The sequence below is a fragment of the Rhizobacter sp. P2_H3 genome (genome assembly GCF_056403355.1).
Genome location: NZ_JBFUFQ010000070.1, coordinates 1 through 26,784 on the forward strand (window position 1 = coordinate 1; position 26,784 = coordinate 26,784).

Here is a 26,784-nt window from a genome sequence, read left to right on the forward strand (position 1 = left end):
GCCCTCGATGTCGTAGGTGAAGGTCGAGTACCGTTTCGCCCGTTCATCGCTGACACCCGTCAGCGCCCACGGCAGGCCGCTGTTCTCGTACAGGAAGCTGCGCGTCGTGCCATCGGACCACGTGATGCCCATCAGCCTGTTCTGGCTGTCGTAGCCGAGGGTGGTCGACTGTCCGGCGGCGTCCGTGATGCTGGCGAGGCGCGTCAACGCTCCCGCCGCGACGTAGCGAAAGCTCAGGCTGTGCCCCCGGTTGTCCATCGCCCCGATCAGCAGGCCCGGCGCCGGCGCGATGCTCGCCGGCGTCGTGCCGTCGCTGTACGTGAAGCTGGCCAGCGTGCCGTCGGTCCACGCGATGCTCGTCAACACGCCGGCGGCGTCGAAGATCTCCTGCGCGTTGTGCTTGCTGTCGTTGTAGCGATGGCCTCCACCCGCGATCGACATGAGTCGATCGGCGTCGCCCGGCTCCGCCGCGAAGGTGCCGTCCGCTGCCCGCGGCATCGAGATCACCTGCGCGTATCCCCGCGGAAAGACGGCGACCACCGGCAGGACGGTCCCGCCACTGTAGGTACGCACAGTCCCTCTGCGGTGCAGGTTGCTGTACCACAGAGAACTGCCGAGGACGCTTCCGATCTGCTCCAGGCCGGGAACGCTGGCATAGACCTTCGGCGTCTTCGGCGTCTTGCTGGTGGTGTCGTAGCTGAACGTCAGCGTCGTGCGCCCGATCACGAGACCCGTGTCCACCTCCTCATGCTTCACGCCGCGCAGCGGGTAGATCGGGTTGCCCTTGCAGACATCGCATTCGGGCGGCGGTGGGGAGAGCGCCACCGGGATGTCGACCACTTCGCCACCGAGTTGGCAGCTCGCGGCATCGGGCGCAGCCGGGTAGTCGACGAGCGCGTAGTCGGGCGGGCAGGTTGCGACGTGGAACACCGCAGAGAACGCTGCCGGGCTGACGGGGTCCGCCGTCCAGCACTCGCCGACAACCCATTTCCCCTGGCCGAATCCGACCGGCACCGCGTGAAAGACCAGCGGTCCGCCAAATCTTGCGGCCATCAGGTCGCAGCTGCCCTGTGGCGACTCCGCGTCCGCGAAGGGCTCCGAGATGTAGTGCCAGTACGGATCCAGGACGTCGGTCGCCTGCGCGCTGCCGATCCAACCCATGCACAGCAGCGCCACCGCCACCGACCACATCATGGCGATCGCTTTCGCCTTGGCTTGCGCCCATGGCGCCGCCAGCGCCCGCAGGCGCTTCCATCCACTTGACATTGCGTTCCTCCGAATGACCTTGCGTACCTTGACATGACCGCCGTCGTGCCCTCTTCGTGGGAGGGGATCGACTGCGGAGTGCGCGGATTAGACTGGAACGAAATGACCGCCGCAAGTGCGTGTCGCGGCTGGTGGACAGTTGTTGACAAACTGCCAAGCCTCACGGCGCGAATTGTGCAGATCCATCGCTATTCCATTGCGAGGCTCTTTCGGGTTTCGATCGGGGAAGACCTACCCGTTCAGATGCGGCAGCTTCTCGTACAAGGTCGCCCGCGAGATCCCCAGCAGCCGCGAGGCCGCGAGCTTGTTGCCGCCGGTCGCCGCGAGCGCCTCGCGGATCGCGCGGCATTCCAGTTCGGCGATCGCCTGCGGCAGTGACTTCGGCGTCGACACCCTCACGGGAACCGGCAACGGTTCCAGCGCCGCCTCGATCGCCAACCCACCGCTGTCCTGCGCCGCCACGTGCCTGAAATGCCGCGCGCTGAGCGTCATGTCATCGGTCATCAGCGTCGCCTGCTCCAGCACGTTGCGCAGCTCGCGGATGTTGCCCGGCCAGCGGTGTCGCGCCAGCAGCGCCAGCGCATCCGGCTCCAGGCTCTTGTGCGGCAGCCCGCTGCGCCGCGCGATGTCATCGGCCAGCGCCTCGATCAAGGCCTCCAGGTCGGCCATGCGCTCGCGCAGCGCCGGCAGCCGGATCGGCAGCACGTTGAGCCGGTAGAACAGGTCGGCGCGAAAGCGCCCGTCGGCCACCATCGCCGGCAGGTCGCGACTGGTCGCCGCGATGATGCGCACGTCCACGCGCTGCACCGTGTTGCTGCCCAGCGGCTCCACCTCCTGCTCCTGCAGCACGCGCAGCAGCTTCGACTGCAGCGCGAGCGGCATGTCGCCGATCTCGTCCAGGAACAGCGTGCCGCCATCGGCCAGCTTGAACTTGCCGTCGCGGCCCTTGCGATCTGCGCCGGTGTACGCGCCGGGCGCGACGCCGAAGAACTCCGCCTCGAGCAGGCTGTCGGGCACCGCGGCGATGTTGACACCGACGAACGCGCGCGAGGCCCGCGTGCTCGCCGCATGGATCGCATGCGCGAGCAGCTCCTTGCCGGTGCCGGTCTCGCCCAGCAGCAGCACCGTGCTGTCGGTCTGCGCCACGCGCCGCGCCTGCCGCTTGACCTCCATCGCCTGCGGGCTCGCGCCGATGAAGCTCGCCACCGTGAACTTCGGCCGGCGCTGCGCGGCGAGCTGCCGGCGCGCATCGTCCAGCTCGCGCTGCAGGTGACTGAACTTCGTGATCAGCGGCTGCATCGTCGTCTCGGGGTGGTCGAGCAGCACCATGCCCATCGCACCGATCACCTCGCCGCGCTCGTCGCGCAGCGGCAGCCGGCTCACGAGGAAGGTGCCGGCCTGGTTGGTCAGCAGGTCCACCAGCATCGGCTGGCCGCTGTCGATCACGTGCGCCATCAGCGTGTTCGGCACCACCTCCTCGACCAGCCGGCCGACGAAGTCGTCCTCCGCATGGCCGAGCGCCGGCAGGAATCGCTTGTAGCCCTCGCTGATCCACACGATGCGGTGCCGGCGATCGACCACCAGCATGCCCATCGCAGTGCGCGCGAGCGTGTCGAACATGCTGCGCGCGGCCAGCTTCAGCAGCGCGTCGGCATCGGCCGGCAAGGTCGGCGGCGTCGGGAATTCAGGGGTGTCTGGCACGCGGACACTGTAGCGAGCACACCGCGCCGCGCACTCAGGGTTTGTCTTTGTCGCAGCCCCTCTTGTAATTATGAATTACTGGATTTAGAGTCATCCGAACCGCCGCACCGTGGCGGCCCACCGGTGAGAACCCCATGGTCGACCCGACACCTCTGCGCCCAGCATCGCTTCACGAAGAAGTGGCCGCTCGCCTGCGCAACATGGTGTTCGAGCGCCAGCTGGCGCCCGGCCAGTGGATCGACGAGCTCGCACTGGCCAGCGACTGGAAGATCAGCCGCACGCCGCTGCGTGAAGCGCTGAAGGTGCTGGCCGCCGAAGGGCTGGTCGAATTGGTGCCGCGCCAGGGCTGCAAGGTGACCGAGCTGTCGGAGGACGATGCCGACGAGCTGTTCCCGGTGATGGCGCTGCTCGAAGGCCGCTGCGCGTTCGAGGCGGTGCGCAAGGCGACGCCCGCCGACATCAGGCTGCTGCAGCGCCTGCATGCGGCGCTCGAGAAGCACGCCGCGGCGCACAACATCGACGGCTACTACCGCGCGAACCACGATTTCCACAGCACCGTGCAGGCACTGGCCGCCAACCGCTGGCTCGACCGCGCCACCACCGACCTGCGCCGCTTCGTGCGGCTGCTGCGCGGGCGCCAGCTGAACTGGCCGGGGCGCATCGACGAATCGATCGGCGAGCACCGCCGCCTGATCGAGGCCATCGAGCAGCGCGACGCCGCGCGCGCCGAGCAGCTGATGCACGACCACCTGCTGGCCCAGCTCGCCGCGCTGAAGGCGCTGCGCGCCCATGAAGCGGCCCAGGAAGCCTCCATCGACCAGGGACAACACCATGCTTGAAGGCCTGAAGAACGCCGCCCGCCGCGCCGGCAACGACCGCGCGCTGCGCAGCCTGATGCTCGACTGCCGCCGCCTGCTCTCCGAGCGCGGCGAGGCCAACAGCGTCGCGATCGCGAGCGGCCTGGTGGCCCGCTTCAGCGGCCTGCCCGACGACCAGCAGGCCGGCTTCTTCGAGCGCCTGTCGCGCGATTTCAGCCCCGACCCGAAGGCGGTGCTGTCGGTGGCGCAGGCCTATGCCGACGAGCCCTCGGCCGACAACCTGATCCGCCTGACCCACCTCGCCGAGCCGCCACGCCAGGAGCTCTTGCGCCGCATCAACCGCACGCCGGGCGGCACCGCGCACATCGTCGCGATGCGCCGCAAGCTGCTCGCCCGCGTGAAGGCGCAGCCCGAGCTGCGCGCGCTGGAGGCCGATTTCCTGCACCTGCTGTCGTCGTGGTTCAACCCCGGCTTCCTGCAGATGCAGAAGGTCGACTGGCGCTCGCCCGCGCAGCTGCTGGAGCAGATCATCCACCACGAGGCGGTGCACGAGATCGACGGCTGGGACGACCTGCGCCGGCGGCTGCAGCCCGATCGCCGCTGCTTCGCGTTCTTCCACCCTCAGCTGCCCGACGAGCCGCTGATCTTCGTCGAGGTGGCTCTGCTGCCCGAGATGCCGGGCGCGATCGCGCCGCTGATCGACAAGAACTCGCAGCCGCTGCCGCCGGACCAGTTCAAGGTGGCGGCGTTCTACTCGATCAGCAACTGCCAGCCGGGGCTGAAGGGCGTGTCGCTCGGCAACTTCCTGATCAAGCGCGTGGCCGAGCAGCTCAAGCGCGAGCTGCCGCAGCTCAAGACCTTCTGCACGCTGTCGCCGATCCCCGGCTTCGCCACCTGGCTGACGGCCCGCAGCGACCTGGCCGCGCTGCCCGGCCTGAAGCGCGGCGAGGCCGAGCGGCTGGTGCAGGCGCGCGAGCTGCTCGACGAAGCGAGCGGCGGCGACCTGGCCACGCTCGCCACCGCCGCCACGCTGCAAGGCCTGGCCGAGGCCGAACGCGAGGCGCTGGCCCGCCTGTGCGCCGCCTACCTGGTGCACGTGTCGACCACGCCGGGCGGCGATGCGGTGGCGCGTTTCCACCTCGACAACGGCGCGCGGCTCGAACGGCTCAATCCTTCGGGTAACCTCTCGCGCAAAGGACTCAAGCAATCGTTCGGGATGATGGTCAACTACCTCTACGACCTGCAGAAGGTCGAGACCAGCCACGAGAAATTCACCCAGGGCGACGTGGCGCATTCGCGCGCCGTGGCCGCCCTGCTGTAGGAAGGCAAGCGCTTCCGCACCCAACGGGCCGAGCGCGGCCCGCCCTGCTCCACACTCAACGACCGGGAGACACCATGAGCTTCGATTCACGACGCGCGCCGACACGACGAGACGTTCTTCGCACCGGCGCCGCCGCGGCGGCCACGCTGGCCGTGCCGTTCGCCGGCGCACAGAGCGGCGGCTGGCCGAGCAAGCCGGTCACGATCGTCGTGCCGTTCCCGGCGGGCGGTGGCACCGATGCGTTCGCGCGCCCGCTGTTCGGGCTGATGAGCAAGAACGCCGGCAAGCAGTTCCTGATCGACAACAAGGGCGGTGCGGGCGGCAACGTCGGCGCCACCGTCGCGTCGCATGCGGCGCCCGACGGCTACACCTTCTTCATGGGCGCGGTGCACCACGCGATCGCCCCGTCGATGTACCCGAAGCTCGACTACAACATCGAGACCGACTTCATCCCGGTGGGCCTGATCTCCAGCGTGCCGCAGGTGATCGTGGTCAACCCGCAGCGCGTGCCGGTCACCGACCTGAAGGGCCTGCTGGAGTACGCCCGCAAGAACCCCGGCAAGCTGAACTACGGCTCGGCCGGCAACGGCACCTCGCACCACCTGGCCGGCGAGCTGTTCAAGCTGCAGACCAAGACCTTCATCACCCACATCCCGTACCGCGGGGCGGGCCCGGCGCTGCAGGACCTGATCGCCGGCCAGGTCGACATGATGTTCGACGGCCTCGGTTCGTCAGCCAACCACATCAAGGGCGGGCGCATCAAGGCGCTGGCCGTCGCCTCCGAGCGCCGCGCACCGGGCTTCGCCGACGTGCCGACCTCGGCCGAGGCCGGCCTGCCCACCTACCAGGTCGCCACCTGGTACGGCCTGTGGGCGCCGAAGAACACGCCGAAGGAGATCGTCGAGGCGATGCGCGCCGAGATGAAGAAGGCGCTCACCTCCGACGACCTCGTGAAGGCCTGGAACGGCCTCGGTGCCGAGACGCCCAACCTGTACGGCGACGCGTTCGGCAAGTTCGTCAACGGCGAGATCAAGCGCTGGGCCGACGTCGTCAAGGCCTCCGGCGCAAAACTTGATTGACGAGGCGCGCGTGCCCGGTTCCATCACGCTGAGCCATGACGAACCCGGCATCGCCCGGGTCGTCATCGCCCACCCCGGCAAGCACAACGCGATCGACATCGCGATGTGGCAGGCGCTGCGCGACGTGTTCGTGCGGCTGCAGGCGCAGGATGCGGCGGATGCGCCGCATGCGGTGATCGTCTGCGGGGCCGACGGGCAGTTCGCGTCCGGCGGCGACATCGGCGAGTTCGCGCAGTTCCGCTTCGACGAGCAGCGGCTGCACGATTTCCACGAGCACACCGTCGCGCCCGCGCTGCAGGCGCTGCTCGACTGCGACATCCCGGTGATCGCGCAGATCGAGGGCGCCTGCGTCGGCGGCGGGCTCGAGATCGCCGCCTGCTGCGACATCCGCATCGCCGGCATGGGCAGCCGCTTCGGCGCACCGATCGCGAAGCTCGGCTTCCCGATGGCACCGGGCGAGCTGCAGCTGCTGGCGCGCGTGGTGCCCGCGCCCACCTTGCGCGAGATGCTGCTCGAGGCGCGCCTGGTCGATGCCTCGCTTGCGCTGCAGCGCGGCCTGGTGCATGCGGTGGTGGCCGACGAACAGGTCGCGCCGCACACGCTGCAGCGCGCGCGTGCGCTCGCGGCGCTGTCGCCGCAGGCCGCGCGCATCAACAAGCGCACGCTGCGCCAGCTGGCCGCCGGCGGGCCGAGCGCCGACGAGCGCCGCGCGCACTACGGCTATGCCGACAGCCCCCAACACCGTGAAGGCATCCAGGCCTTCATCGAGAAGCGCCCGCCGCATTTCCAGCGCGGTTGAAGCGCGGTTGAAGATACCCGAGGAGGTTCGATGAGTAGTGAAAACCTGTTCGCCGCGTTGCGCGCGGCCTTTCCCGCCGACCTCGACGCGACCGCGATCGAGGTGGCCGACGGCGACGCGCCGCTCAGCTACAGCTGGCGCGACCTCGAGCGCGCGACCGCGATGCTCGCGAACCTGCTCGAATCGCTGGAGCTGCCGGCCGGCAGCCGCGTCGCGGTGCAGACCGAGAAGTCGGTCGAGGGCTTGATGCTGTACCTCGCGGTGCTGCGTGCCGGCTTCGTCTACCTGCCGCTGAACACCGCCTACCAGGCCGCCGAGATCGAGTACTTCATCGGCAATGCCGAGCCGGCGGTGGTGGTGTGCGCGCCGAAGCACTTCGGCTGGGTCAGCAAGATCGCCTTCAAGGCGGGCACGCGCCATGTGTTCACGCTCGGCGACGACCGCACCGGCAGCCTGCTGGAGCGCGCCTCGCACCAGAGCGACCGGCATGAGCCGGCGGTGCGCGGCGCCGACGACCTGGCGGCCATCCTGTACACCAGCGGCACCACCGGCCGCAGCAAGGGCGCGATGCTGACGCACGGCAACATGCTGAGCAATGCGCGCACGCTGAAGGCGTACTGGGGATGGAAGCCGGGCGACGTGCTGGTGCATGCGCTGCCGATCTTCCACGTGCATGGGCTGTTCGTCGCGATCCACGGTGCGTTGCTGAACGGCAGCAAGATGATCTGGCTCGCGAAGTTCGACCCGAAGCGCGTGCTGGCCGCGCTGCCGCAGGCAACGGTGTTCATGGGCGTGCCGACGCTGTACGTGCGGCTGCTCGCCGAGCCCGGGCTCACGCACGCGGCCTGCAGCAACATGCGGCTGTTCGTCGCCGGTTCGGCACCGCTGCTGCCCGAGACCTTCAACGCCTGGCGCGAGCGCACCGGGCAGGCCATCCTCGAGCGCTACGGCATGAGCGAGACGGTGATGCTGACCTCGAACCCGTACGACCCGGCCGACGGCGAGCGCCGCGCCGGCACGGTGGGCTTCCCGCTGCCGGGCGTGCAGCTGCGGGTGCGCGACGAAGGCCGCGATGGAGGTCAAGACTGCGCGCGCGGCGAGATCGGCGGCATCGAGGTGAAGGGCCCGAACGTGTTCGCCGGCTACTGGCGCATGCCGGAGAAGACGAAGGAAGAGTTCACCGCCGACGGCTGGTTCAAGACCGGCGACGTCGGCCGCATCGACGAACGCGGTTACGTGTGCATCGTCGGGCGCAGCAAGGACCTGATCATCAGCGGCGGCTACAACGTCTACCCGGCCGAGATCGAGGGCTACATCAACGACATGCCGGGCGTGGCCGAGAGCGCGGTGGTCGGCGTGCCGCATCCGGACTTCGGCGAGGCGGTGGTGGCGGTGGTGGTGCCGCGCGCCGGCGCGCAGCTCGAAGGGGCCGCGATCGCGGCGGCCCWGAAGGCGCAGATCGCGAACTTCAAGGTGCCCAAGCTGGTCGAGCTGGTGCAGGAATTGCCTCGCAACACGATGGGCAAGGTGCAGAAGAACCTGCTGCGCGAGAGGCACAAGGGGCTGTTCGCCGCGGGTTGACGCTGCCGCGCGCGGCGTAAGCGAATGCGTCGCCTGTGAGGGCGCGCAACGCGATTGACATGCTGCGGCACCCCGTGGGCGCGAATGGTCGCCTGCCTGGGTAGCGCCTCCCCCGTCCTACGGGGAACAGCGGGTGTTGCAGCGGGTGGCAGGGCCCTTGCAGGGTTTTCGGCTCGTGCCCATCGGAAAAGCCGCCATGTCCGCCTCGAACCTCGCCCGCACCGCCCTTGCCGCCGCGCTGGCCGCGACCGCCTTCGCCGCGCACGCGGACTACGACCCCGTGGTCGGCAAGCTGCTGTTCGAGGACACGATGAACCAGACGGGCCGCTCGTTCACCGGCAACTGCACCAGCTGCCACACGAACGTGCAGAACCGCCGCGACCAGATCAGCTTCACGACCACCGGCCAGCACAACCAGTTCGCCGCGATCGATGCCGAGACGGCGCTGAACCGCCTCGGCTATGCGCTGAACAACTTCAGCCAGATGAAGCAGTTCCAGGTGCTCGAGGTCGACCAGATGACCGACCTCGCCGCCTACCTCGCCGACACGCCGAAGACCAGCGAGACCGAGCTGAGCTTCTCGGCCAGCGCGGTGAACACCCCGACCGTGTCGCAGAACCTGGACCTGGCCAACGGCAAGACCTTCGGGCAGGTCACGGTGGACAGCGTCGCGATCAGCGGAACCGGCGCGGCACGCTTCACGCTGAAGAGCGACACCTGCAGTGCGCAGAAACTCGCCAACGCGGCCACCTGCCGTGCGACGATCTCGTTCAGCGCCCCGGACACCGCGGGCTACAACGCAACGCTGACCATCACCATGCACCCCGGCACCTCCACCACCAAGTTCACGCGCACCGTCGCGCTGGCCGGTGCGGTCGGCGTGGTGACGCCGCCGCCGAGCGGCGGGAACGGCGGCGGCAGCAGCGGCGGCAGCAACAACAGCGACGAGGGCGGCGGTGCGCTCGGCTTCGCGTGGCTGGGTGGCCTCGCGCTGGCGACGGCGCTGTTGCGGCGGCAACGTGGACGCGCTGCCGGCTGACAGCGGCGACGACAGCCTCTGCCCGCGCTGCGAGCGGGCGTTCCATTGCGGCGTGAATGACGACCAGCCGTGCTGGTGCAGCCGCGTGGTGCTCAGCGCGGAAACGCTGGCGCGGCTTCGGTCGGCGTACGACCGGTGCCTGTGCGGCGATTGCCTGATCGAGATGTCTCAGGCTGCCGATCTCGACGCGCAGGTCGAGCGGAATCCCTCGCGTCAATAGCGATCCTTGCGGTCGCGATAGCCGTTCTTGCGCGCGCCTTTGGCGATGCCCGCCAACTCGGCAAGTTCGGGAACCGGCATCACGAGAACACCGTTGCCTTTGGGGATGAACACGAACTCCTGACCGGCTTGCCAGTTCTGCTTCTCACGCACGGCTTTCGGATTGGTGATCTGGAATTTGCTCGACAGGGTGGCGGTGGCGTTCATCCTTGTACCCCTCTCAGGCATCGATGAGACTGAGTGGCACCGGGCCGGAGGAAGTTCCTGCGCCGCAAACGCAAACGCGGGCCGTGTCGCCACGGCCCGCGCCTCGAATTCACGTCAACCGTGCGCGCTCAATCGCTCGCGTAGATGTCGACGTCCTTCGTCTCCTTGACGAACAGCATCCCCACCACGAAGGTGATCGACGCGAACACGATCGGGTACCACAGGCCGTTGTACATGTTCCCGGTCTGCGCCACGATCGCCAGGCCCGTCGCCGGCAGCAGGCCGCCGAACCAGCCGTTGCCGATGTGGTACGGCAGGCTCATCGAGGTGTAGCGGATGCGCGTCGGGAACATCTCCACCAGCATCGCGGCGATCGGGCCGTAGACCATCGTCACGTAGATCACCAGCACCGACAGGATCGCCACCAGCGTCCACCACTGGCCGCTCATGAAGGAGATCGGCTTGGCCTTGGCCGGGTAGCCGTGTTCCTTCAGGGCCGCCGCCACGTCCTTCTTGAAGGCGGCATCCTTGGCCTTGGCCTCGTCGGCCGGCAGCCCCTTCGACGAGAAGGATTCGATCGTCTTGTCGCCGATCGAGATCTTCGCCGGGCCGGTGCCGGCCACGTTGTCATAGCTCACCGAGCCTGCCGCCAGCACCTGCTTGGCGATGTCGCACGAGCTGGTGAACTTGGCCACGCCGGTCGGGTTGAACTGGAACGAGCACTCCGACGGGTCGGCCGTCACCGTGACCTTGGCGCTCTTCTGGGCCGCCGCGAGCTCGGGGTTGGCCGTCTCGGTCAGCGCCTTGAACAGCGGGAAGTAGGTCAGCGCCGCGATCAGGCAGCCGGCCATGATGATCGGCTTGCGGCCGATCTTGTCCGACAGCGTGCCGAACACGATGAAGAACGGCGTGCCGATCAGCAGCGCGGCGGCGATCAGCACGTTGGCCGTCGCCCCGTCGACCTTCAGCGCGCCCGTCAGGAAGAACAGCGCGTAGAACTGGCCGGTGTACCAGACCACGGCCTGGCCCATCGTCAGCCCGACCAGTGCCAGGATCACGATCTTCAGGTTCTTCCACTGGCCGAACGACTCGGTCAGCGGTGCCTTCGAGGTCTTGCCCTCTTCCTTCATCTTCTTGAAGGCCGGCGATTCGTTCATCGACAGGCGGATCCACACGCTGACGGCCAGCAGCAGGATCGAGACCAGGAACGGAATGCGCCAGCCCCAGTCGGCGAACGCTTCCTCACCGATCCAGGTGCGCGTGCCCAGGATCACCAGCAGCGACAGGAACAGACCGAGCGTCGCCGTGGTCTGGATCCACGAGGTGAAGGCCCCGCGCTTGCCGTGCGGCGCATGCTCGGCCACGTAGGTGGCGGCACCGCCGTACTCGCCGCCGAGCGCCAGGCCCTGCAGCAGCCGCAGGCCGATCAGGATCACCGGGGCGGCGACGCCGATCGATGCGTAGGTCGGCAGCACGCCGACGATGAAGGTCGACAGACCCATGATCAGGATCGTCACCAGGAAGGTGTACTTGCGCCCGATCATGTCGCCCAGCCGCCCGAACACCAGCGCGCCGAACGGCCGCACGATGAAGCCGGCCGCGAACGCGAGCAGCGAGAAGATGACCTGCGAAGCCGGGTCGAGGTTGGAGAAGAACTGCTTGCCGATGATGGCGGCCAGCGTGCCGTACAGGTAGAAGTCGTACCACTCGAACACGGTGCCGAGGCTGGACGCGAAGATGACCTTGCGCTCCTCCGCCGTCATCGGCGCCGCGGGGTTGCGTGCCGGTTTGGCCACTGCAGTTGCCATTGGAATGTCTCCTTGTCGTCAGGCTCCTTGCCGAACGGCAAGGCGTGCCGCATCTTCACGACGCCCTCTGACCCATCCCTGACGCCAAGCTGAACGCCGGCTGACAAGTTCAGTGACAACCCTGACGACTCGTTTCTCATCGTGAGAAACGAGGGATGACCCGACCTAGGGCTTACGCTGAATGCCCACCGGCTGCCGCGCCGCGTCGTCCCACGCGGGCCCGTCGAACCACGGATCGCCGGCCAGCCAGCCCTGCAGCAGCTCCAATCCATCGAGCCCCCAGAACAGCCGGCCGTCGACCTCGACCGTCGGCACCCCGAAGACGCCGAGCGACACCGCCTGTGCGGTCGCTGCCTTCAGCGCGGCCTTGACCTCGTCGCCCTGCGGATCGAGCGCCGGCTGCAGCCGCTGCGCGAGCGCCTCCAGCCGCTGCGGATCGTTCGCGTCCGCGCCGCCGCGCCACACGTGGTGCATCAGCTGCTCGCAGACCCAGCGGTTCGGGGTCGCAAGCGGGCCGCGGCAGGCCAGGCCCAGGCGCAGGAGCGCGAGCGGGTTGAACGGATGCTGCGCCGGCATCTGCATCGGGATGCCGTGCCGGTGCGCCAGCCACGCCACCTGCCGGTAGGTCCAGTCGCGCTTCGGAGCGATCTCGGCCGGGCCCTTCTGCCCCCATTGCGACAACAGCCCGGCGAACAGCACCGGCTGGTACGCCACGGCGACGCCGTGCCCTTCCAGCACCTGCGGCAGGCGCTCGAACGCCAGGTAGGCGTACGGCGAGATCACGTCGAACCAGAACCGGAGTTGCTTCATCGCGACCGCTCCTCATCGACGACCGGCACGGCCGCCTTGCGCAGCGCGATCGCCTGCCAGACCTGCCGCTTGCCGTCGTCGTCCATCTTCGACCACGCCGCGATCTCGTCGATCGTGCGCCAGCAGCCGGCGCACAGGCCGCTGGCCGCCTCCATCCGGCAGACGTTCACGCAGGGGCTTGCCACGGCGGCCGCTTCGTCCATCAGGTGAGCACCAGTTCGGCGATGTCGTCCCACAGCGAGGCATCGATGCGACCGCGGACCTGCTTCACCTCGCGGTGCTGCTTGTCGAGGATGAACGAGGTCGGCGTCTGCGCCATCGCCCCGAAATCGTCGCGGTGCGTCGCATCGGCGCGCCACAGCATCGGGAACTGCTGCTTCATCGGCACGACGCGGTTCAGGATCGCGTCGTACTCGCGCACCGCCGCCAGGCTGCGGTCGAGGCTCACCGCGACCAGCTGGAACGGCTTGTCGCGCCACGCCTCGTAGTTCGCGCGCAGCTCGGGCATCTTGTCGCGGCACACCGGGCAGTCGGTGGACCAGAAGAACACCAGCACCGCCTTGCCCGCGTCCTGCGCCAGTTCGTAGCGACGCCCTTCCAGCGTGTTGCCGGCCAGCGCATGGCCCGGCGCCGCCGGCGCAGCGTGCAGCGGCACGGCATGGCCGAGTGCGGCCAGCGCAGCGGTCGACAGGAAGGAACGGCGATCGAGGCGGGAGGTCATGGCGCAGCCTGCAGAAGTGGAGCTGTGCATTGGTCGCCAGGGCCGGACGGGCATTACGTGAAGTCGATCACATCAGGTCACGTCGGCTACCGGCGCCTGCGTCAGCGCCTGCAGCTCGGCCGGGCTCAGCCTGAACACGCCCTTCGGGTGCCCGGCCGCCGCCCAGATCTCGTCGAAGCGGAGCAGCTCGCGGTCGATCAGCGTGACCGGCGCATTCGCATGGCCGACCGGCGACACCCCGCCGATCGTGAAGCCGGTGCGCGCCTTCACGAAATCGGCATCGGCGCGGCCGAGCGGGCCGGCCAGCGCCGCCACCTTCTTCTCGTCGACGCGGCGGTCGCCCGAGGTCACGACCAGCACCGCGACATCGTCGGCGCGGCGCCGGAAGATCACGCTCTTCGCGATCTGGCCGAGCTGCACGCCCAGCGCATCGGCCGCCTCCTGCGCGGTGCGCGCATTCACCTCGAGCAGGATCGGCGCATGCGGATGGCCCAGCGTGCCCAGCACCGCGCTGACGTGGCGGAAGCCTTCGGGCAGGTCCTGCAGATCCTGAATCAGCGTTGTCTCGCTCATGCCTTCGCCTCCGCCGCAGCCGCCCGCTTCGCCAGCAGCGCCTTGCCCGCGCGCGACACCGGCGCGCGGCCCAGCACCTGCGAGATGTAGTTGCCGGCATCGACCAGCGCGTTCAGGTCGATCCCGGTGTCAATGCCCAGCCCGTCCAGCATGAACAGCACGTCCTCGGTCGCGACGTTGCCGGTCGCGCCCTTGGCATACGGGCAGCCGCCCAGGCCGGCCACGCTGGCATCGAAGGTGTGCACGCCCAACTCGAGGCTCGCGTAGATGTTGGCCAGCGCCTGCCCGTAGGTGTCGTGGAAATGCCCGCTCACCTCCACCAGCGGGTAGTGGCGCAGCGCGCGCTCCAGCGCCGCCTGCACCCGCTTCGGCGTGCCGACGCCGATGGTGTCGGCCACGCCGCAGTGGTCGACGCCGATGCCGCGCATCAGCCGCACGACGCGCTCGACCTCATCGGGGCTGACCTCGCCCTGGTACGGGCAGCCGAGCGCGCACGAGATCGCCCCGCGCACCTTGATGCCGTTCGCATGTGCCGCCTCGACCACCGGGCGGAAGCGTTCGATGCTCTCGTCGATGCTGCAGTTGATGTTGCGCTGGCTGAAGGCCTCGCTGGCGGCCGCGAACACGACGATCTCGTCGGGCCGGGTCACGAGCGCAGCCTCGAAGCCGCGCAGGTTCGGCGTCAGCACCGAGTAGCGCACGCCCGGCTTGCGCTGCAGCCCGGCCATCACCTCGGCGTTGTCGGCCATCTGCGGCACCCATTTGGGGCTCACGAAGCTGGTGACCTCGATCTCGCGCAGCCCGGCCGCCTGCAGCCGGTGCACCAGTTCGATCTTGTGCGCAGCGTCGACCTGCTTCGCTTCGTTCTGCAGTCCATCGCGTGGACTGACATCGACCAGCGTGACGTGGGTTGGAATCATGACTTAAGTCTCGATGGGAAGGTCCGCGAGGGGCACCCCCCCTTTGTCCGGGGATGGCGAGCCGAGCGGGGCCTGTCGAAGATACCTGAACTGACTGGAGCATGTCGTGTCCACACCCGCCGAACTTCGCATCGCCACCCGAATCCATTTCGGCCTGAAGCAATGGCTCGGGGAAGGCATCGACGTCGAGGTGATGCTGCGGCAGCCCGAGGAAGCCCGCGAGATCCTCTTCGTGTGCCAGGCCTCCGGCCAACCCGAACTGGAATCGCTGGCACGGCAGTGGGCCGTTGCCCGGCCCGAGGCGAAGAAGGCGTCCCGCCCGCGCGTCGTGCCGGACAGGCCTGTGCCGACATCCCCCCCGAAAGCGTCCACCAAGCCCGCCGCACCGCGCGCCGCGGCGAAGCAGGACCTGGCCTGGGCCCAGGACACCAGCGGCTTCGGCATCACGCAACCGGCCGAGCTGGAGCCGGCGCAGCCGGAAACCACCGGCGCGAGCTGGCACAAGCCGTCGAGCTGGCTGCGCCTGGGGTCCGGCCGCCACTGAGGCCGCCCTGAGGTCATCAGGCCGGGGCGCGCAAGCGCAGCAGTTCGCCACCCTCGCCCACCTGATCGCCCGCTGAATACAGCAGCTCCTCCACCGTGCCGTCGCGCGGCGCGGTGATCGTGTGCTCCATCTTCATCGCCTCCAGCACCGCGAGCGGCTGGCCCTGCTTGACGCTGTCGCCGGGCTTCGCGAGGAAGGCCACCACCTTGCCGGGCATCGGCGCGGTCAGCCGGCCGCCTTCGGCCGCGCCGTCACCGGCATGCGCCAGCAGGTCGACCTCGCTGGCGAGCGCCGAGCCCTCGGGCGCGAACACCGCGATGCGCTCGCCGACCGCGTAGACGGCCAGCACCCAGCGCCGGCCGCCGACCACCACCGCATGCCGATCCGCCGACAAGGCCTGCGCCTCGAACGCATGCCGTTCGGCACCGATCGCCAGCGTCATCGCGCCACGGTGGTTGCGCTCCAGCATCACCGTGTGGTGGGTGCCCTGCAGCTCGATGTCGAAGCGCCGCTGCGCGCCGCCGTGCAGCCGCCAGCCGTCGCGCCGCGACCACGGGTCGTCGGTCTGCAGCGCCGCCTCGGCCGCGATCGCATGCGCGACGACGCCGGCCGCGACGCACTCCAGCGGCAGCGGCGGCGCTTCGAACAGCGCCACGCGCTCGCGCTCGATCAGCGCGGTGTCGAGGTCGGCCTCTGCGAACGACCGGCTCGCCACGACCCGCCGCAGGAACGCGACATTGGTGTGCAGCCCGACGATGTGCGTCTGCGCGAGCGCTGCATCGAGCCGCGCCAGCGCCTGCGCGCGGTCGGCCCCCCAGACGATCAGCTTGGCGATCATCGAGTCGTAGTGCGGCGAGATCGCGTCGCCCTCGCGCACGCCGGCATCCAACCGCACGTCGGCGCGCTCGAACGCGGCGGCCGGCGGCGTGCGGAACACCTGCAGCGTGCCGGTGGCCGGCAGGAACTGCGCATCGGGGTTCTCGGCACACAGCCGCGCCTCGATCGCGTGGCCGTGGATGCGCAGCTGCTCCTGCGCCAGCGGCAGCGGCTCGCCGGCCGCGACGCGCAGCTGCCACTCCACCAGGTCCAGCCCGGTGATCGCCTCGGTCACCGGGTGCTCGACCTGCAGCCGGGTGTTCATCTCCATGAAGTAGAAGCGCAGGTCGCCGTCGGCCGAGGGCTCGGCGATGAACTCCACCGTGCCGGCCCCCACGTAGCCCACCGCCTGCGCCGCCGCCACGGCGGCCTGCCCCATCTCGCGCCGCCGCGCCTCGGTCATGCCGGGTGCCGGAGCTTCCTCCAGCACCTTCTGGTGGCGGCGCTGCACCGAGCAGTCGCGCTCGAACAGGTAGACGCAGCGGCCGTGCGCATCGGCGAACACCTGGATCTCGATGTGGCGCGGACGGGTCACGTAGCGCTCGACCAGCACCGCGTCGTCGCCGAAGCTGTTGATGGCCTCGCGCTTGCACGACGCGAGCGCGTCCTGGAACTCGGCCGACGATGGCACCGCCCGCATGCCCTTGCCGCCGCCGCCGGCGCTGGCCTTGATCAGCACCGGGTAGCCGATGCGGTCGGCCTCGCGCTGCAGCAGCTGCGGGTCCTGGTCGGCCCCGTGGTAGCCGGGCACCAGCGGCACGCCGGCCTCGGCCATCAGCCGCTTCGATTCGGCCTTCAGCCCCATCGCCTGGATCGCCGACGGCGGCGGGCCGATGAAGACCAGCCCGGCCTCGGCGCAGGCCTGCGCGAAGTCCTCGTTCTCGCTGAGGAAGCCGTAGCCGGGGTGGATGGCCTGCGCGCCGGTGGCGCGCGCGGCCTCGATGATGCGGTCGCCGCGCAGGTAGCTGTCCTTCGGCGCGGGGCCGCCGATCAGCACCGCCTCGTCGCAGGCCTGCACGTGCTGCGCATGGGCATCGGCGTCGGAGTACACCGCCACGGTGCGGATGCCGAGCCGGCGCGCGGTGGCCGCGACGCGGCAGGCGATCTCGCCACGGTTGGCGATCAGGATCTTGGTGAACATCGTTGTCTCCGGGTTCAGGGCGTCCACACCACGTCGTTGTCGACCGCGTACAGCTTGCAGGGCTCGCCCTTGCGCTGGCAGAAGCCCAGCGCGCGGCCGATGGCCCAGTCGCCGCTGGCGGTGCCGGCCGCGCCTTTCGGGCCGATGGCGTAGGCGCGCGGCAGCTTCGAGGCGAGGAACTTGCGGTAGTGGCCTTCGCGTGTCGCGGCATTCACCGGCACCTTGTCGATCTCGTCGATGGCCGCGAACGATGATGCGGGCGGACGCGCGATCACGCCCGGCGTGTCGAAGCCGAGCTTCGCGAGAAAGGCCTCGGCATACGGCACCCAGTGGTCCATGTCGAAGTTCAGTGCGCCGTGGCCGTTCTGGCTCGCCGCGGCCAGCGTGTGGAACTCGGCCTTGCCGCCGCCGGCGGTCCAGGCCTCGTGCCAGCGGCGCGGCACGTCCGGCCCCCAGTAGAGGTCGTTCTCCCAGTAGAGCCACAGCATCGGTGCCGTCGCACTGCGCGCCTGGTCCTTCCACAGGCTCTCGATCTGCTGCGGGCTGCAGGGATTGCGCGGGCGGCCGTCCGGATCGCCACCGCTGCCACCCGAGAAGTTGATCGCCCCCACCAGGCCGGGCGGGTGCCGCGACACGGTGGCGACCGCCGTCAGGCCGCCCGCCGACTGGCCCATCACCAGCCAGCGCGAGGTGTCGACGTAGGGCAGCGTCTTCGCGAACGCCAGCGTGGCCATCACCTGGTCGGCGACCGCGACGGCCATCGGCCCGGGACGCCGCGATTGGCAGGTGCCGGTGTCCTCCGGGTCGAAATCGCCATACGTGTCGGCATAGCCCACGCGCGTCGGCAGCAGCACCGCGAACCCCTTGCCGACGAGGTAGCGCGACAGCCACTCGTAGCGCTGGCGGCCTTGCGCAGATCGCTTCTCGGCCGTCGCGCGGCCGTGGTTCATGATGACCAGCGGAAACGGCCCGTCGCCTGCCGGGCGGAAGATCATCACCGGGATCTGCCGCGTCTGCTGCTTGCCGTACAGGTCGGTCACGGTGACGCTGATGAACTGCGTCTGCTCGCGCAGGTCCTTCAGCACGGCCGCCTCGTCAGGGGCCTGCGCCTGCGCGCCAGCCCCTGCACCCCACAGGCCGAGCAACAGCACGGCTGCAAGGCGTGCCATGGCCGAAGCCGATGTCCAGTCTGCTTTCAAGATCTCTCCCTGACGGCGGCGCCACGCGACATGGCAGAAAAGCGGCGCACCAGCTGCCGCAGGAATTTCGCCAGCACCCACACCAGCGCCGCCGACACCGCAAGCGCGAGCACCAGGAACCCCGCCAACACCAGCGGATGCGTCCACGACAACCACAGCACCGCCGGCACCAACCCGTCGCCGAGCAGCGACAGGCCGATGTTCGAGAACGGCTCCGGCGAGGTGTTGGCGGCCGCGCGCGTGGTGGCCTTCGCGACGTGGCTGCTGGCCGCCAGCCCGCCACCCAGCACCGCCGCGATCGTCGCCCACGTGGCCTGGTCGGCGCCGAACACCGCGGCAGCCAGCGCCGCGCCGGCCGGGATGCGCAGCACGGTGTGCAGCACGTCCCACAGGCTGTCGACGCCGGGCATCTTGTCAGCGAAGAACTCGACGCACAGCATCACCCCGCTCGCGCCCAGCATCAGCGGATGCTGCAGCAGGCGCAGCCCGTGCGGCAGCTCGATCCAGCCCAGCGCGCCGGCCGCACCGGTCAGGAACAGCACCGCATACAGGCGCAGCCCGCTGGCCCAGCCGAGCGCGGCGGCGATCGCGAGCAGTTGCGGCGTGTCGAGGTTCATGGCGGGGTCAGCCCGGCTCCAGCCACGCGGGCTTGCGCTTGGCCAGGAAGGCCTGCACGCCCTCGCGGCCCTCGTCGCTCGCGCGGATGTCGGCGATGCGGCGCGCGGTGTCTTCGCGCAAGGCCGCGCTGATCGGCTGGCCGGCGATGTCCTGCACCAGCTGCTTGCAGGCACGCGCCGCCATCGGGCCGTTGGCGGCCAGTGCCGCAACGATCTCGTCGACCTGGGCGTCCAGCGCGTCGGCGACGCAGACCTCATGCACGAAGCCGAGCGCCTGCGCCTGCATCGCCGTGAAGCGCTCGGCCGTCACCATGTAGCGCCGCGAGGCCTGCTCGCCCAGCGCGCGGATCACGTAGGGGCTGATGGTGCCGGGCAGCAGGCCCAGCCTGGCCTCGCTGAGGCAGAAGGCCGCCGCGTCGGACGCCACCAGCACGTCGCACACCGCGGCCAGCCCGACACCGCCGGCATAGCAGTCGCCGTGGATGCGGCCGACCACCGGCACCGGGCAGCTGTAGATCGCCCACAGCATGTCGGCCAGGGCCTGCGCATCGGCACGGTTCTGCTCCCAGCTGTAGTCAGCCATCGCGCGCATCCACGCCAGGTCGGCGCCGGCGCAGAACGCCTTGCCGTGGCCGCCGAGGACGATGGCGCGCAGGTCGGCGTCGGCGCCGAGCGCGGTGAAGGTCTCGCGCAATTCGGCGATCACGCTGTCGTTGAAGGCGTTGCGCACGTCGGGGCGGTTCAGCCAGACGCGGGCGACCGGGCCGTCGCGGCGGATGTCGAGGGTGGTGGTCATCGTGGCGCCCTCACATCCGGAACACGCCGAACTTCACGTCGGGGATCGGTGCGTTCAGGCTCGCGCTGATCGCGAGCGACAGCACGCGGCGCGTGTCGGCCGGGTCGATCACGCCGTCGTCCCACAGCCGCGCGCTCGCGTAGTACGGGTGCGCCTGGTGTTCGAACTGGTCGAGCACCGGCTGCTTGAAGGCGGCCTCCTGCTCGGCGCTCCAGCTGCCGCCCTTGGCCTCGATGCCGTCGCGCCGCACGGTGGCCAGCACGCTCGCGGCCTGCTCGCCACCCATCACCGAGATGCGCGCGTTCGGCCACATCCACAGCAACCGGGGGTCGAACGCGCGGCCGCACATGCCGTAGTTGCCGGCACCGAAGCTGCCGCCGATGATCACGGTGAACTTGGGCACCTGCGCGGTCGACACCGCCGTCACCATCTTCGCGCCGTGCTTGGCGATGCCCTCGGCCTCGTACTTGCGGCCCACCATGAAGCCGGTGATGTTCTGCAGGAACACCAGCGGCACCTTGCGCTGGCAGCACAGCTCGATGAAGTGCGCACCCTTCTGCGCCGATTCGGAGAACAGCACGCCGTTGTTCGCGACGATGCCCACCGGCATGCCGTCGATGTGCGCGAAGCCGGTGACCAGCGTCGTGCCGTAGCGCGCCTTGAACTCCTCGAACTCGCTCGCATCGACGATGCGCGCGATGATCTCGCGCACGTCGAACGGCTTGCGCGTGTCGGTCGGGATCACGCCGTGCAGCTCGGCCGCATCGAACAGCGGCGCGCGCGGCGCGATGCAGCGCAGCGCCGGATCCTTGCGCCAGTTCAGGTGGGCGACCGCGGTGCGCGCGATCGCGAGCGCATGCGTGTCGTTCTGCGCCAGGTGATCGGCCACGCCGGACAGGCGCGTGTGCACGTCGCCGCCGCCCAGTTCCTCGGCGCTGACCACCTCGCCGATGGCCGCCTTCACCAGCGGCGGGCCGGCCAGGAAGATCGTGCCCTGGTTCTTCACGATGATCGATTCGTCGCTCATCGCCGGCACGTAGGCGCCGCCGGCGGTGCACGAGCCCATCACGACGGCGATCTGCGGAATGCCGTGCGCACTCATCTGCGCCTGGTTGAAGAAGATGCGGCCGAAGTGGTCGCGGTCGGGAAAGACCTCGTCCTGGTTCGGCAGGTTGGCGCCGCCGCTGTCGACCAGGTAGATGCACGGCAGCCGGTTGGCCTGCGCGATCTCCTGCGCGCGCAGGTGCTTCTTGACCGTCATCGGGTAGTAGGTGCCGCCCTTCACCGTCGCGTCGTTGCAGACGATCATGCAGTCGACGCCCGAGACGCGGCCGATGCCGGCGATCAGCCCGGCGCCCGGCGCGTCGTCGTTGTACATGCCGAGCGCGGCCAGCGGCGCCACTTCGAGGAAGGGCGTGTCGGGGTCGAGCAGCATCTCGACGCGGTCGCGCGGCAGCAGCTTGCCGCGCGCGACGTGCTTGGCGCGGGGGCCGTCGCCGCCGCCCTGCGCGATGCGCGCCAGCTTCGCGTTCAGGTCGTCGACCAGCACGCGCATCGCCGCGGCGTTGGCCTTGAAGTCTTCCGAACGGGGGCTGAGCTTGGACGCGAGGGCGGGCATGAGGTCTCCTGGGCGCGCGGTCGCCGGTGCCGCGCTGGGCGAAGTCTAGGCTTGCGCAGCATACGCAGCCACCGACCGCATCGGCGGCCATGCAGGTTGCATATCGTGCCAGACTTGCGGGCATGCCTCGCACCCCGTCATCCGCTCCCGTCCCGCTGCGCGGCGGCCGCACCGCCGCCACGCCGATGGCCTTCGTGCGTGCCGTGGTGCTGGCCTACGAGCGCTACGGCGAGGACCCGCGCGAGGCCTTGCAGCAGGCACAAATCACGCCAGCCGACCTGCGCCGCGCCGACGGCCTGATCACCGCCGCGCAGATGGAGGCGCTGTGCGGCTTCGCGATGCAGCAGCTCGACGACGAAGCGCTCGGCTGGTTCTCGCGCAGGCTGCCCTGGGGCAGCTACGGCATGCTGTGCCGCGCCTCGATCACCGCGCCGACGCTGGGCGTGGCCCTGAAGCGCTGGTGCCGCCACCACCGCCTGCTGACCGACGACCTGGTGCTGGCACTGCGGGCCGATGCCACGCGGGCCACGGTGACGCTGGAAGAGCAGCGGCGTTTCGGCGCGCTGCGCGAGTTCTGCCTGGTGACCAGCCTGCGCTACCTGCACGGCTTTGCCTGCTGGGCCATTGACTCACGCATCGGCTTGCGCGACGCGGCCTTCCCGTTCGCCGCACCGGCCCACCAGGCGGTCTACCCGGTGCTGTTCCCGGTCGCGCCCGGGCCGGTGCGCTTCGACGCGCCGCAGGCCACGCTCAGCTTCGATGCGCATTACCTCGCGATGCCCTTGCGCCGCGACGAGCGCGCGCTGCAGGCCATGCTGCAGCGGGCCCTGCCGCTGACCGTGCTGCCGTACCGCCGCGACCGGCTGCTGGCGCGGCGGGTGCGCGAGYTGCTGCGGCAGGATGCCGCGCGGCTCGGCACGGCCGACGCGCTGGCGCATGCGCTGAACCTGTCGGTGCGCAGCCTGCACCGGCAGCTGAAGGACGAAGGCGTCGGCTTGCAGGCGCTGAAGGATGAAGTGCGGCGCGACCAGGCCAGCGAGCTGCTGCTGCGCACCGACCGGCCGGTCAAGCAGGTGGCGCTGGCCGTCGGCTTCGACAACGAGAAGAGCTTCGCGCGGGCGTTCAAGCACTGGACCGGCAAGTCGCCGCGCGATTTCCGCAGCCCGGGGGGCACCCCGGGCTAGCGTCCGGGTTACGGGAGCACCGTGGTCGCGGTGGCCTGCTGGATGCGCAGATCCGCATCCCGTTGCAACAGGAAGCGCTGCGCCACCAGCCGGTTCGCCGCGGCCGTCACCGCCGCCACATAGCCGGCCTGGTTGCCGTACAGCGACTCGAGTGAAGGCCGCGCATCGCCGGCCGCCAGCCGGGCCGCCTCGGTCGCGTGGAACGGCAGGTAGCTGCCGGTCAGGCTCGTCAGGTCGATCTGGCCCGGCGCCGCGACGTAGTTGAACTCGATGCTGGTGCCCAGCGGTGCCTGCACCTCCACGCCGCGGATGCCTGCCAGTGCCAGGCCGGTCGACGCATCGACCTTCGGCACCAGGATCGCGTAGTCGGTGCCGGCCAGCGGGGGCAGTTGCGTCGCGATGCCGCTCTCGTCCTGCGGCACGTACTGCGGCCCGAAGTCCAGCACCCGGTAGCCGTTGAACCAGCCGCGGTAGCTGAAATCGGGGATCGCGGTCGCGACGCCGCCGACCGGCCAGCTCAGGCCCTTGATCGCCGGCCAGCTCAGCTGGTCGGGCCGCACCAGCGTGCCGTCCGCGATCGAAGGCACCTGGCTCGCCGGCGGCGCGGTGTCGCGCACCACCCAGTCCTCCAGCGCGATGAACAGCGCGCGGAAGGTGTCGCTGTGGTGCGCCACCGTGCCACGCGGGTAGACGCTGTTGCCCGGCACGTAGGCGATGCTCGCGGTGCCGCCGGCGCCGCCGTGCTGCGTGCTCGCGTAGTAGTAGATGCGGGCGTTGTCCGGCTGCACGAGGTCGCGGAAGCCCCAGGCATCGGTCAGCACCGGCGAGCCCTGCAACTGCCAGAACTCGGTGCCCGACAGGCCGAGGAAGAACTTCGGGCAGGTGTTGCTGGCCGCGCAGCGCGTCATCACCCCGCCCTGCCGGCCGGTCAGCGGATCGACCGCGTCCTTGTCGAGCGCGCGCGGTGCCGTCTGCCCGAACGCGGTGTGGTCGGTGCGGATCGCGCCGCCGCCGCCCGGCACCGCGAAGCGCGTGTTGATGTTGGTCTGGCGCGCGGCCACGTGCGCGTAAATGCCGTCGAACACCTTGCTGCCGTCCAGCGCCTGGTTGAAGCCCAGGTGCAGGAAGGTCTTCATCGCGTTGCCCGACTGCGAGGTGCCCTGGCCGATGGCATGCGTGATGCGGCCCGCCAGCGGGTTGGCGACGCCATCGGCATCGGCCGCCCGGTGGCGCAGGAAGCTCACCGTGTCGCGCAGCGCGGCCAGCCCGACGCCCATCACCTTCGGATCCTTCGCGACGTAGACCAGCTCGTACAGCCAGGCCGGATCGAAGCCGCCCTTCAGGCAGACCTTGCTGCCGTCGGGCGTGCCGGGAAAAGGCTTGGCCGCGTTGTCGCAGTCGGCGAACTTCCAGTCGGCCGGAGGGATGGCCACGCGGGCATCGCCCTCGTTGAGGCGGCGTGTCAGCGAGTAGCCCGGCAGGCTGTTGTCGAGGCTGGCCGGGGCGTAGGGAATCATCGTGCCGTTGAAGACGCCGCCCGGCAGCGTCATCACCGGCGTCGCGGCGGCGGGAATCAACTCGCTGCGGTAGCTGCCGGTGATGCTGCTGCCGTCCTTGTTGACCGCCACCGGCACGCTGAGCGTCAGCCGCGCGGCGCTGCTCTTCGGCACATCGCCCTGCCAGGCCGCGTACAGCAGCACGTAGCCGCGTTCGAAGAACACCGCATCGCTCGGCGTCGCGGCCGGGTTCGGCATCGTCAGGATGTTGCCGCGGTTCGGCGCGTCGTAGCGCAGCACGCCGCTGGCCTTCGCCATGTCCTTCGGCTTGAGCAGCACGAACTCCGACTGGTACTCGACCATGCCGCGCGCATTGACGGGCGCGAGCGCCAGGTCCTGGATGACGGCGTTGTGCGGGTCCTTCGGATCGACCTCGCCGCGCAGCGTGCCGCTGAGCTTCTCGTAGGCGCCGACGCTGCCCCAGCTGCCGGCCACGTCCTCGGTGGCCGTGATGGCGAGGTGGACCTGCGGCGTGGTGGGCGCGGGGGCGGGCGCGCCGCCATCGTCACCGCCGCAGGCGCCCAGCGAGGCTGCCAGCGCGAGCGCCGCCAGCCGCTTGAAATCGAAGCGTGTCATGTTGTCTCCTGTCGATTGAAAAGGCTCCGCCCCGGGGCGCTCTGGCGGCGCCCGCTGCAGGGAGGCGGGTGGGTGCGCCGAAGCGCCCGGATCACTCGGGTTCGATGCCGGCGGCCTGGATGACCTTGCCCCACTTCCGGGTCTCGGTGGCCTGGAAGGCGGCCAGCCCGTCGGAGGTGGTCGTGAACGGCACCGAGCCGCTGCCGTCGAAGAAGCTCTTCGCCGCGGCGCTGCCGGTGCCGGCCACCAGCAGCTCGCGCAGCCGCTGCACCACCGCAGCCGGCGTGCCGGCCGGCACATAGGCCGCGAACCAGTAGCCCATGTCGTAGCCCTTCACGCCGGCCTCGTCGATCGTCGGCACCTCGGGCAGCAGCGGCGAGCGCTGCGCGGTCGAGATGCCGAGCGCGCGCAGCTTGCCGGCCTTCACCTGCGGCACGCCGGTGGAGGTGTCGGTGATCATCAGGTCGATCTGGCCGCCCAGCAGGTCGGTGATCGCGAGCGGGTTGCTCTTGTACGGCACGTGCAGCAGGTCGACGTGCGCCATCTGCTTGAACAGCTCGCCGGCCACGCGGCTGGACGAGCTGCCGCTGCCGAAGCTCAGCTTGCCCGGTTGCTGCTTCGCCGCGGCGATCACGTCGGCCACCGTCTTGTACGGCGAGTTCGCGTTCACCACCATCACCTGCCCGCCCTTGCCGAGCCCGGTGACTGGCGCGAAATCCTTCACCGGGTCATAGGGCAGCTTCCTGTAGAGGTGCTCGTTGGCCGCGTGCGTGGTGTTGGTGGTGATCAGCACGGTGTAGCCATCGGGCGCAGCGCGCGCCACGCTCTGCGCCGCCAGCATGCCGCTCGCGCCGGCCTTGTTGTCGACGACGACCGCCTGCTTGGTGTCGACGGTGATCGACTGGCCGAGCGCGCGCGCCAGCTGGTCGGTGGCGCTGCCGGCCGCGAACGGCACGACGAAGGTGATCGGCTTGGCCGGCCAAGACTGGACTTGGGCCTGCGCGTGCAGCGGCACGGCGGCGAGCGCCGTGAGCGCCAGCGCGGCCGCGAGCAGGGAACGGTACATCTTCATCGTTTGTCTCCGGTGTGGTTCTTGGATTCGTCAGCGATCGAGCGGCGGGYCGGCCAGCAGCGGCAGCAGCGTGCGCGGCACGCGCAGCGGCAGCTCCAGCAGCAGGAAGGACAGCGCCTTGCCGTGGCCATCGAGGTTCAGCGAGCCGTTGACGCCGCCGTCGAGCACGTCGTCGAGCACGAAGTTCATCGCGTGCAGCAGCGGCAGCAGGTGGCGCACGATGCGGCCCGGGCGGCGGTGCGCGAACTGGCGGCGCACCGCGTCTTCGTCGATCTGCGCGACCAGCAGCGGCCACAGCTGCGGGTGCCAGGCGATCAGGCTGATGTTGGCGCGGTCACCCTTGTCGCCGGTGCGCGCATGCGCGGCGCGGTAGAGCGGGACCTCGACGTTCATCTCGTCGCTCATGCGCCCTCTCCGGTTGGCAGGAATGCGAACCCTGCATCGACGCGCTCGCGCGGCACGCTGCAACTCGCGATGCCCAGGCGGCGACGCAGCGCGGTGCGCACGCCGCCGCCGCCGGCCGGGCCGCAGGTGTACAGCGCCGTCACCTCGCGCGCGAGGCGCTCGGCCTGCCGGCGCTCTGCGTGCTGCAGCGCCACGCGCAGGCGCACGTCGCGGCCGTCGCGGTCGTTGTGCAGGCCGGCGCTGCCGTTCCAGGTGCCGGCGTCGTCGGCGAACACGCTGCTGACGCCGATCAGGTCGGCGCGCAGCGTGCCCAGGCCGTGCAGCCGCTCGCGCAGCAC

The 26,784-nt window shown here is 70.0% G+C and carries 27 protein-coding genes; 9 read left to right on the top strand and 18 right to left on the bottom strand.

Annotated features, from left to right (window positions below):
* Together AC1D1T_RS15030 and AC1D1T_RS15035 are read right to left on the bottom strand one after the other, a co-directional pair.
* Nucleotides 1-1,182: RHS repeat domain-containing protein (locus tag AC1D1T_RS15030; RefSeq protein ID WP_477992077.1), on the bottom strand; the 1,182-nt coding region annotated here is incomplete at its 3' end.
* Nucleotides 1,183-1,497: 315 nt separating this feature from the next.
* A complete protein-coding gene (locus tag AC1D1T_RS15035; RefSeq protein ID WP_477825807.1) occupies nucleotides 1,498-2,967 on the bottom strand; it encodes a sigma-54 interaction domain-containing protein in 1,470 nt (489 codons plus the stop codon).
* Between the two features lie 134 nt (nucleotides 2,968-3,101).
* On the opposite strand from AC1D1T_RS15035, the gene AC1D1T_RS15040 reads away from it, so the two are divergent.
* The 7 genes from AC1D1T_RS15040 to AC1D1T_RS15070 all read left to right on the top strand — a co-directional run bounded on the left by AC1D1T_RS15040 (nucleotide 3,102) and on the right by AC1D1T_RS15070 (nucleotide 9,824).
* Nucleotides 3,102-3,806, top strand: a complete 705-nt coding sequence (locus AC1D1T_RS15040) for a GntR family transcriptional regulator (RefSeq protein ID WP_477839498.1) — start codon at nucleotides 3,102-3,104, stop codon at nucleotides 3,804-3,806.
* A complete protein-coding gene (locus tag AC1D1T_RS15045) occupies nucleotides 3,799-5,106 on the top strand; it encodes a malonyl-CoA decarboxylase (protein WP_465112683.1) in 1,308 nt (435 codons plus the stop codon). The genes AC1D1T_RS15040 and AC1D1T_RS15045 overlap by 8 nt, the downstream gene beginning before the upstream one ends.
* A 74-nt stretch (nucleotides 5,107-5,180) precedes the next feature.
* Nucleotides 5,181-6,185 (top strand): Bug family tripartite tricarboxylate transporter substrate binding protein, encoded by a 1,005-nt coding sequence (locus AC1D1T_RS15050; RefSeq protein WP_047506902.1) that lies wholly within the window; start codon nucleotides 5,181-5,183, stop codon nucleotides 6,183-6,185.
* 10 nt (nucleotides 6,186-6,195) lie between these two features.
* A complete protein-coding gene (locus AC1D1T_RS15055) occupies nucleotides 6,196-6,984 on the top strand; it encodes an enoyl-CoA hydratase/isomerase family protein (RefSeq protein ID WP_477826017.1) in 789 nt (262 codons plus the stop codon).
* Between the two features lie 30 nt (nucleotides 6,985-7,014).
* The gene (locus tag AC1D1T_RS15060; protein ID WP_477992078.1) at nucleotides 7,015-8,565 is read left to right on the top strand and encodes a malonate--CoA ligase; all 1,551 of its coding nucleotides are present in this window, start codon (nucleotides 7,015-7,017) and stop codon (nucleotides 8,563-8,565) included.
* Nucleotides 8,566-8,761: 196 nt separating this feature from the next.
* On the top strand, nucleotides 8,762-9,604 hold the full coding sequence (locus AC1D1T_RS15065) for a hypothetical protein (protein ID WP_477826019.1): 843 nt from the start codon (nucleotides 8,762-8,764) through the stop codon (nucleotides 9,602-9,604).
* A complete protein-coding gene (locus AC1D1T_RS15070; RefSeq protein WP_052212083.1) occupies nucleotides 9,585-9,824 on the top strand; it encodes a cysteine-rich CWC family protein in 240 nt (79 codons plus the stop codon). The genes AC1D1T_RS15065 and AC1D1T_RS15070 overlap by 20 nt, the downstream gene beginning before the upstream one ends.
* Here AC1D1T_RS15070 and AC1D1T_RS15075 read toward each other — a convergent pair.
* From AC1D1T_RS15075 to AC1D1T_RS15105, 7 genes are all read right to left on the bottom strand, one after another.
* Nucleotides 9,818-10,030, bottom strand: a complete 213-nt coding sequence (locus tag AC1D1T_RS15075) for an AbrB/MazE/SpoVT family DNA-binding domain-containing protein (protein WP_477826020.1) — start codon at nucleotides 10,028-10,030, stop codon at nucleotides 9,818-9,820. The two genes, AC1D1T_RS15070 and AC1D1T_RS15075, sit on opposite strands and share 7 nt — an antisense overlap.
* Before the next feature lie 128 nt (nucleotides 10,031-10,158).
* Nucleotides 10,159-11,838, bottom strand: a complete 1,680-nt coding sequence (locus tag AC1D1T_RS15080; RefSeq protein ID WP_477992079.1) for an MFS transporter — start codon at nucleotides 11,836-11,838, stop codon at nucleotides 10,159-10,161.
* A gap of 165 nt (nucleotides 11,839-12,003) precedes the next feature.
* On the bottom strand, nucleotides 12,004-12,648 hold the full coding sequence (locus tag AC1D1T_RS15085) for a 2-hydroxychromene-2-carboxylate isomerase (RefSeq protein ID WP_465112724.1): 645 nt from the start codon (nucleotides 12,646-12,648) through the stop codon (nucleotides 12,004-12,006).
* A complete protein-coding gene (locus AC1D1T_RS15090; RefSeq protein ID WP_477826355.1) occupies nucleotides 12,645-12,851 on the bottom strand; it encodes a DUF1289 domain-containing protein in 207 nt (68 codons plus the stop codon). The genes AC1D1T_RS15085 and AC1D1T_RS15090 overlap by 4 nt, the downstream gene beginning before the upstream one ends.
* Entirely contained in the window at nucleotides 12,851-13,369 is a 519-nt protein-coding gene (locus tag AC1D1T_RS15095; protein ID WP_465112726.1) for a TlpA family protein disulfide reductase, read from the bottom strand. The genes AC1D1T_RS15090 and AC1D1T_RS15095 overlap by 1 nt, the downstream gene beginning before the upstream one ends.
* Nucleotides 13,370-13,441: 72 nt before the next feature.
* On the bottom strand, nucleotides 13,442-13,942 hold the full coding sequence (locus tag AC1D1T_RS15100) for a YbaK/EbsC family protein (protein WP_465112727.1): 501 nt from the start codon (nucleotides 13,940-13,942) through the stop codon (nucleotides 13,442-13,444).
* Nucleotides 13,939-14,862 carry a hydroxymethylglutaryl-CoA lyase gene (locus AC1D1T_RS15105; RefSeq protein WP_477826353.1) on the bottom strand — a complete coding sequence of 308 codons (924 nt, stop codon included), beginning with the start codon at nucleotides 14,860-14,862 and terminating at the stop codon, nucleotides 13,939-13,941. The genes AC1D1T_RS15100 and AC1D1T_RS15105 overlap by 4 nt, the downstream gene beginning before the upstream one ends.
* Before the next feature lie 106 nt (nucleotides 14,863-14,968).
* On the opposite strand from AC1D1T_RS15105, the gene AC1D1T_RS15110 reads away from it, so the two are divergent.
* On the top strand, nucleotides 14,969-15,406 hold the full coding sequence (locus tag AC1D1T_RS15110; RefSeq protein ID WP_477826352.1) for a hypothetical protein: 438 nt from the start codon (nucleotides 14,969-14,971) through the stop codon (nucleotides 15,404-15,406).
* A 16-nt stretch (nucleotides 15,407-15,422) separates the two neighbouring features.
* Here the strand turns inward: AC1D1T_RS15110 and AC1D1T_RS15115 are convergent, their stop codons facing one another.
* From AC1D1T_RS15115 to AC1D1T_RS15135, 5 genes are read right to left on the bottom strand one after another with little or no spacing between them, the layout of a single operon-like run.
* Nucleotides 15,423-17,423 carry an acetyl/propionyl/methylcrotonyl-CoA carboxylase subunit alpha gene (locus AC1D1T_RS15115; RefSeq protein ID WP_477992080.1) on the bottom strand — a complete coding sequence of 667 codons (2,001 nt, stop codon included), beginning with the start codon at nucleotides 17,421-17,423 and terminating at the stop codon, nucleotides 15,423-15,425.
* Nucleotides 17,424-17,437: 14 nt separating this feature from the next.
* The gene (locus AC1D1T_RS15120; protein WP_477826350.1) at nucleotides 17,438-18,592 is read right to left on the bottom strand and encodes a dienelactone hydrolase family protein; all 1,155 of its coding nucleotides are present in this window, start codon (nucleotides 18,590-18,592) and stop codon (nucleotides 17,438-17,440) included.
* Nucleotides 18,593-18,618: 26 nt separating this feature from the next.
* A complete protein-coding gene (locus AC1D1T_RS15125) occupies nucleotides 18,619-19,239 on the bottom strand; it encodes a DUF4126 domain-containing protein (RefSeq protein WP_477992081.1) in 621 nt (206 codons plus the stop codon).
* Nucleotides 19,240-19,246: 7 nt separating this feature from the next.
* A complete protein-coding gene (locus AC1D1T_RS15130; RefSeq protein ID WP_477827735.1) occupies nucleotides 19,247-20,035 on the bottom strand; it encodes an enoyl-CoA hydratase/isomerase family protein in 789 nt (262 codons plus the stop codon).
* 10 nt (nucleotides 20,036-20,045) lie between these two features.
* Complete coding sequence (locus AC1D1T_RS15135; protein WP_477992082.1) at nucleotides 20,046-21,653, bottom strand: carboxyl transferase domain-containing protein; 1,608 nt, start codon at nucleotides 21,651-21,653, stop codon at nucleotides 20,046-20,048.
* Between the two features lie 122 nt (nucleotides 21,654-21,775).
* Between AC1D1T_RS15135 and AC1D1T_RS15140 the strand changes: the two genes are divergently transcribed.
* Nucleotides 21,776-22,837 (top strand): AraC family transcriptional regulator, encoded by a 1,062-nt coding sequence (locus AC1D1T_RS15140; protein ID WP_477992083.1) that lies wholly within the window; start codon nucleotides 21,776-21,778, stop codon nucleotides 22,835-22,837.
* An 8-nt stretch (nucleotides 22,838-22,845) separates the two neighbouring features.
* Here AC1D1T_RS15140 and AC1D1T_RS15145 read toward each other — a convergent pair whose 3' ends face one another.
* From AC1D1T_RS15145 to AC1D1T_RS15160, 4 genes are all read right to left on the bottom strand, one after another.
* On the bottom strand, nucleotides 22,846-24,969 hold the full coding sequence (locus AC1D1T_RS15145; RefSeq protein WP_477992084.1) for an alpha/beta hydrolase domain-containing protein: 2,124 nt from the start codon (nucleotides 24,967-24,969) through the stop codon (nucleotides 22,846-22,848).
* 91 nt (nucleotides 24,970-25,060) lie between these two features.
* On the bottom strand, nucleotides 25,061-26,041 hold the full coding sequence (locus AC1D1T_RS15150) for a Bug family tripartite tricarboxylate transporter substrate binding protein (protein ID WP_477827303.1): 981 nt from the start codon (nucleotides 26,039-26,041) through the stop codon (nucleotides 25,061-25,063).
* Nucleotides 26,042-26,071: 30 nt separating this feature from the next.
* Nucleotides 26,072-26,446, bottom strand: coding sequence for an AtuA-related protein (locus AC1D1T_RS15155; RefSeq protein ID WP_477992085.1), 375 nt, complete (start codon nucleotides 26,444-26,446; stop codon nucleotides 26,072-26,074).
* A partial coding sequence (locus tag AC1D1T_RS15160; RefSeq protein ID WP_477992086.1) for an acyclic terpene utilization AtuA family protein occupies nucleotides 26,443-26,784 on the bottom strand: 342 nt, incomplete at its 5' end. The genes AC1D1T_RS15160 and AC1D1T_RS15155, both read right to left, overlap by 4 nt.

Excerpts from the sequence above, each read along its gene's own strand:
- AC1D1T_RS15090 (WP_477826355.1), bottom strand. The coding sequence starts at position 12,851 with ATGGACGAAGCGGCCGCCGTGGCAAGCCCCTGCGTGAACGTCTGCCGG.
- AC1D1T_RS15115 (WP_477992080.1), bottom strand. The coding sequence starts at position 17,423 with ATGTTCACCAAGATCCTGATCGCCAACCGTGGCGAGATCGCCTGCCGC.
- AC1D1T_RS15145 (WP_477992084.1), bottom strand. The coding sequence starts at position 24,969 with ATGACACGCTTCGATTTCAAGCGGCTGGCGGCGCTCGCGCTGGCAGCC.
- AC1D1T_RS15105 (WP_477826353.1), bottom strand. The coding sequence starts at position 14,862 with ATGATTCCAACCCACGTCACGCTGGTCGATGTCAGTCCACGCGATGGA.
- AC1D1T_RS15150 (WP_477827303.1), bottom strand. The coding sequence starts at position 26,041 with ATGAAGATGTACCGTTCCCTGCTCGCGGCCGCGCTGGCGCTCACGGCG.
- AC1D1T_RS15135 (WP_477992082.1), bottom strand. The coding sequence starts at position 21,653 with ATGCCCGCCCTCGCGTCCAAGCTCAGCCCCCGTTCGGAAGACTTCAAG.
- AC1D1T_RS15075 (WP_477826020.1), bottom strand. The coding sequence starts at position 10,030 with ATGAACGCCACCGCCACCCTGTCGAGCAAATTCCAGATCACCAATCCG.
- AC1D1T_RS15125 (WP_477992081.1), bottom strand. The coding sequence starts at position 19,239 with ATGAACCTCGACACGCCGCAACTGCTCGCGATCGCCGCCGCGCTCGGC.
- AC1D1T_RS15100 (WP_465112727.1), bottom strand. The coding sequence starts at position 13,942 with ATGAGCGAGACAACGCTGATTCAGGATCTGCAGGACCTGCCCGAAGGC.
- AC1D1T_RS15130 (WP_477827735.1), bottom strand. The coding sequence starts at position 20,035 with ATGACCACCACCCTCGACATCCGCCGCGACGGCCCGGTCGCCCGCGTC.
- AC1D1T_RS15120 (WP_477826350.1), bottom strand. The coding sequence starts at position 18,592 with ATGGCACGCCTTGCAGCCGTGCTGTTGCTCGGCCTGTGGGGTGCAGGG.
- AC1D1T_RS15065 (WP_477826019.1), top strand. The coding sequence starts at position 8,762 with ATGTCCGCCTCGAACCTCGCCCGCACCGCCCTTGCCGCCGCGCTGGCC.
- AC1D1T_RS15085 (WP_465112724.1), bottom strand. The coding sequence starts at position 12,648 with ATGAAGCAACTCCGGTTCTGGTTCGACGTGATCTCGCCGTACGCCTAC.
- AC1D1T_RS15095 (WP_465112726.1), bottom strand. The coding sequence starts at position 13,369 with ATGACCTCCCGCCTCGATCGCCGTTCCTTCCTGTCGACCGCTGCGCTG.
- AC1D1T_RS15045 (WP_465112683.1), top strand. The coding sequence starts at position 3,799 with ATGCTTGAAGGCCTGAAGAACGCCGCCCGCCGCGCCGGCAACGACCGC.
- AC1D1T_RS15080 (WP_477992079.1), bottom strand. The coding sequence starts at position 11,838 with ATGGCAACTGCAGTGGCCAAACCGGCACGCAACCCCGCGGCGCCGATG.
- AC1D1T_RS15040 (WP_477839498.1), top strand. The coding sequence starts at position 3,102 with ATGGTCGACCCGACACCTCTGCGCCCAGCATCGCTTCACGAAGAAGTG.
- AC1D1T_RS15050 (WP_047506902.1), top strand. The coding sequence starts at position 5,181 with ATGAGCTTCGATTCACGACGCGCGCCGACACGACGAGACGTTCTTCGC.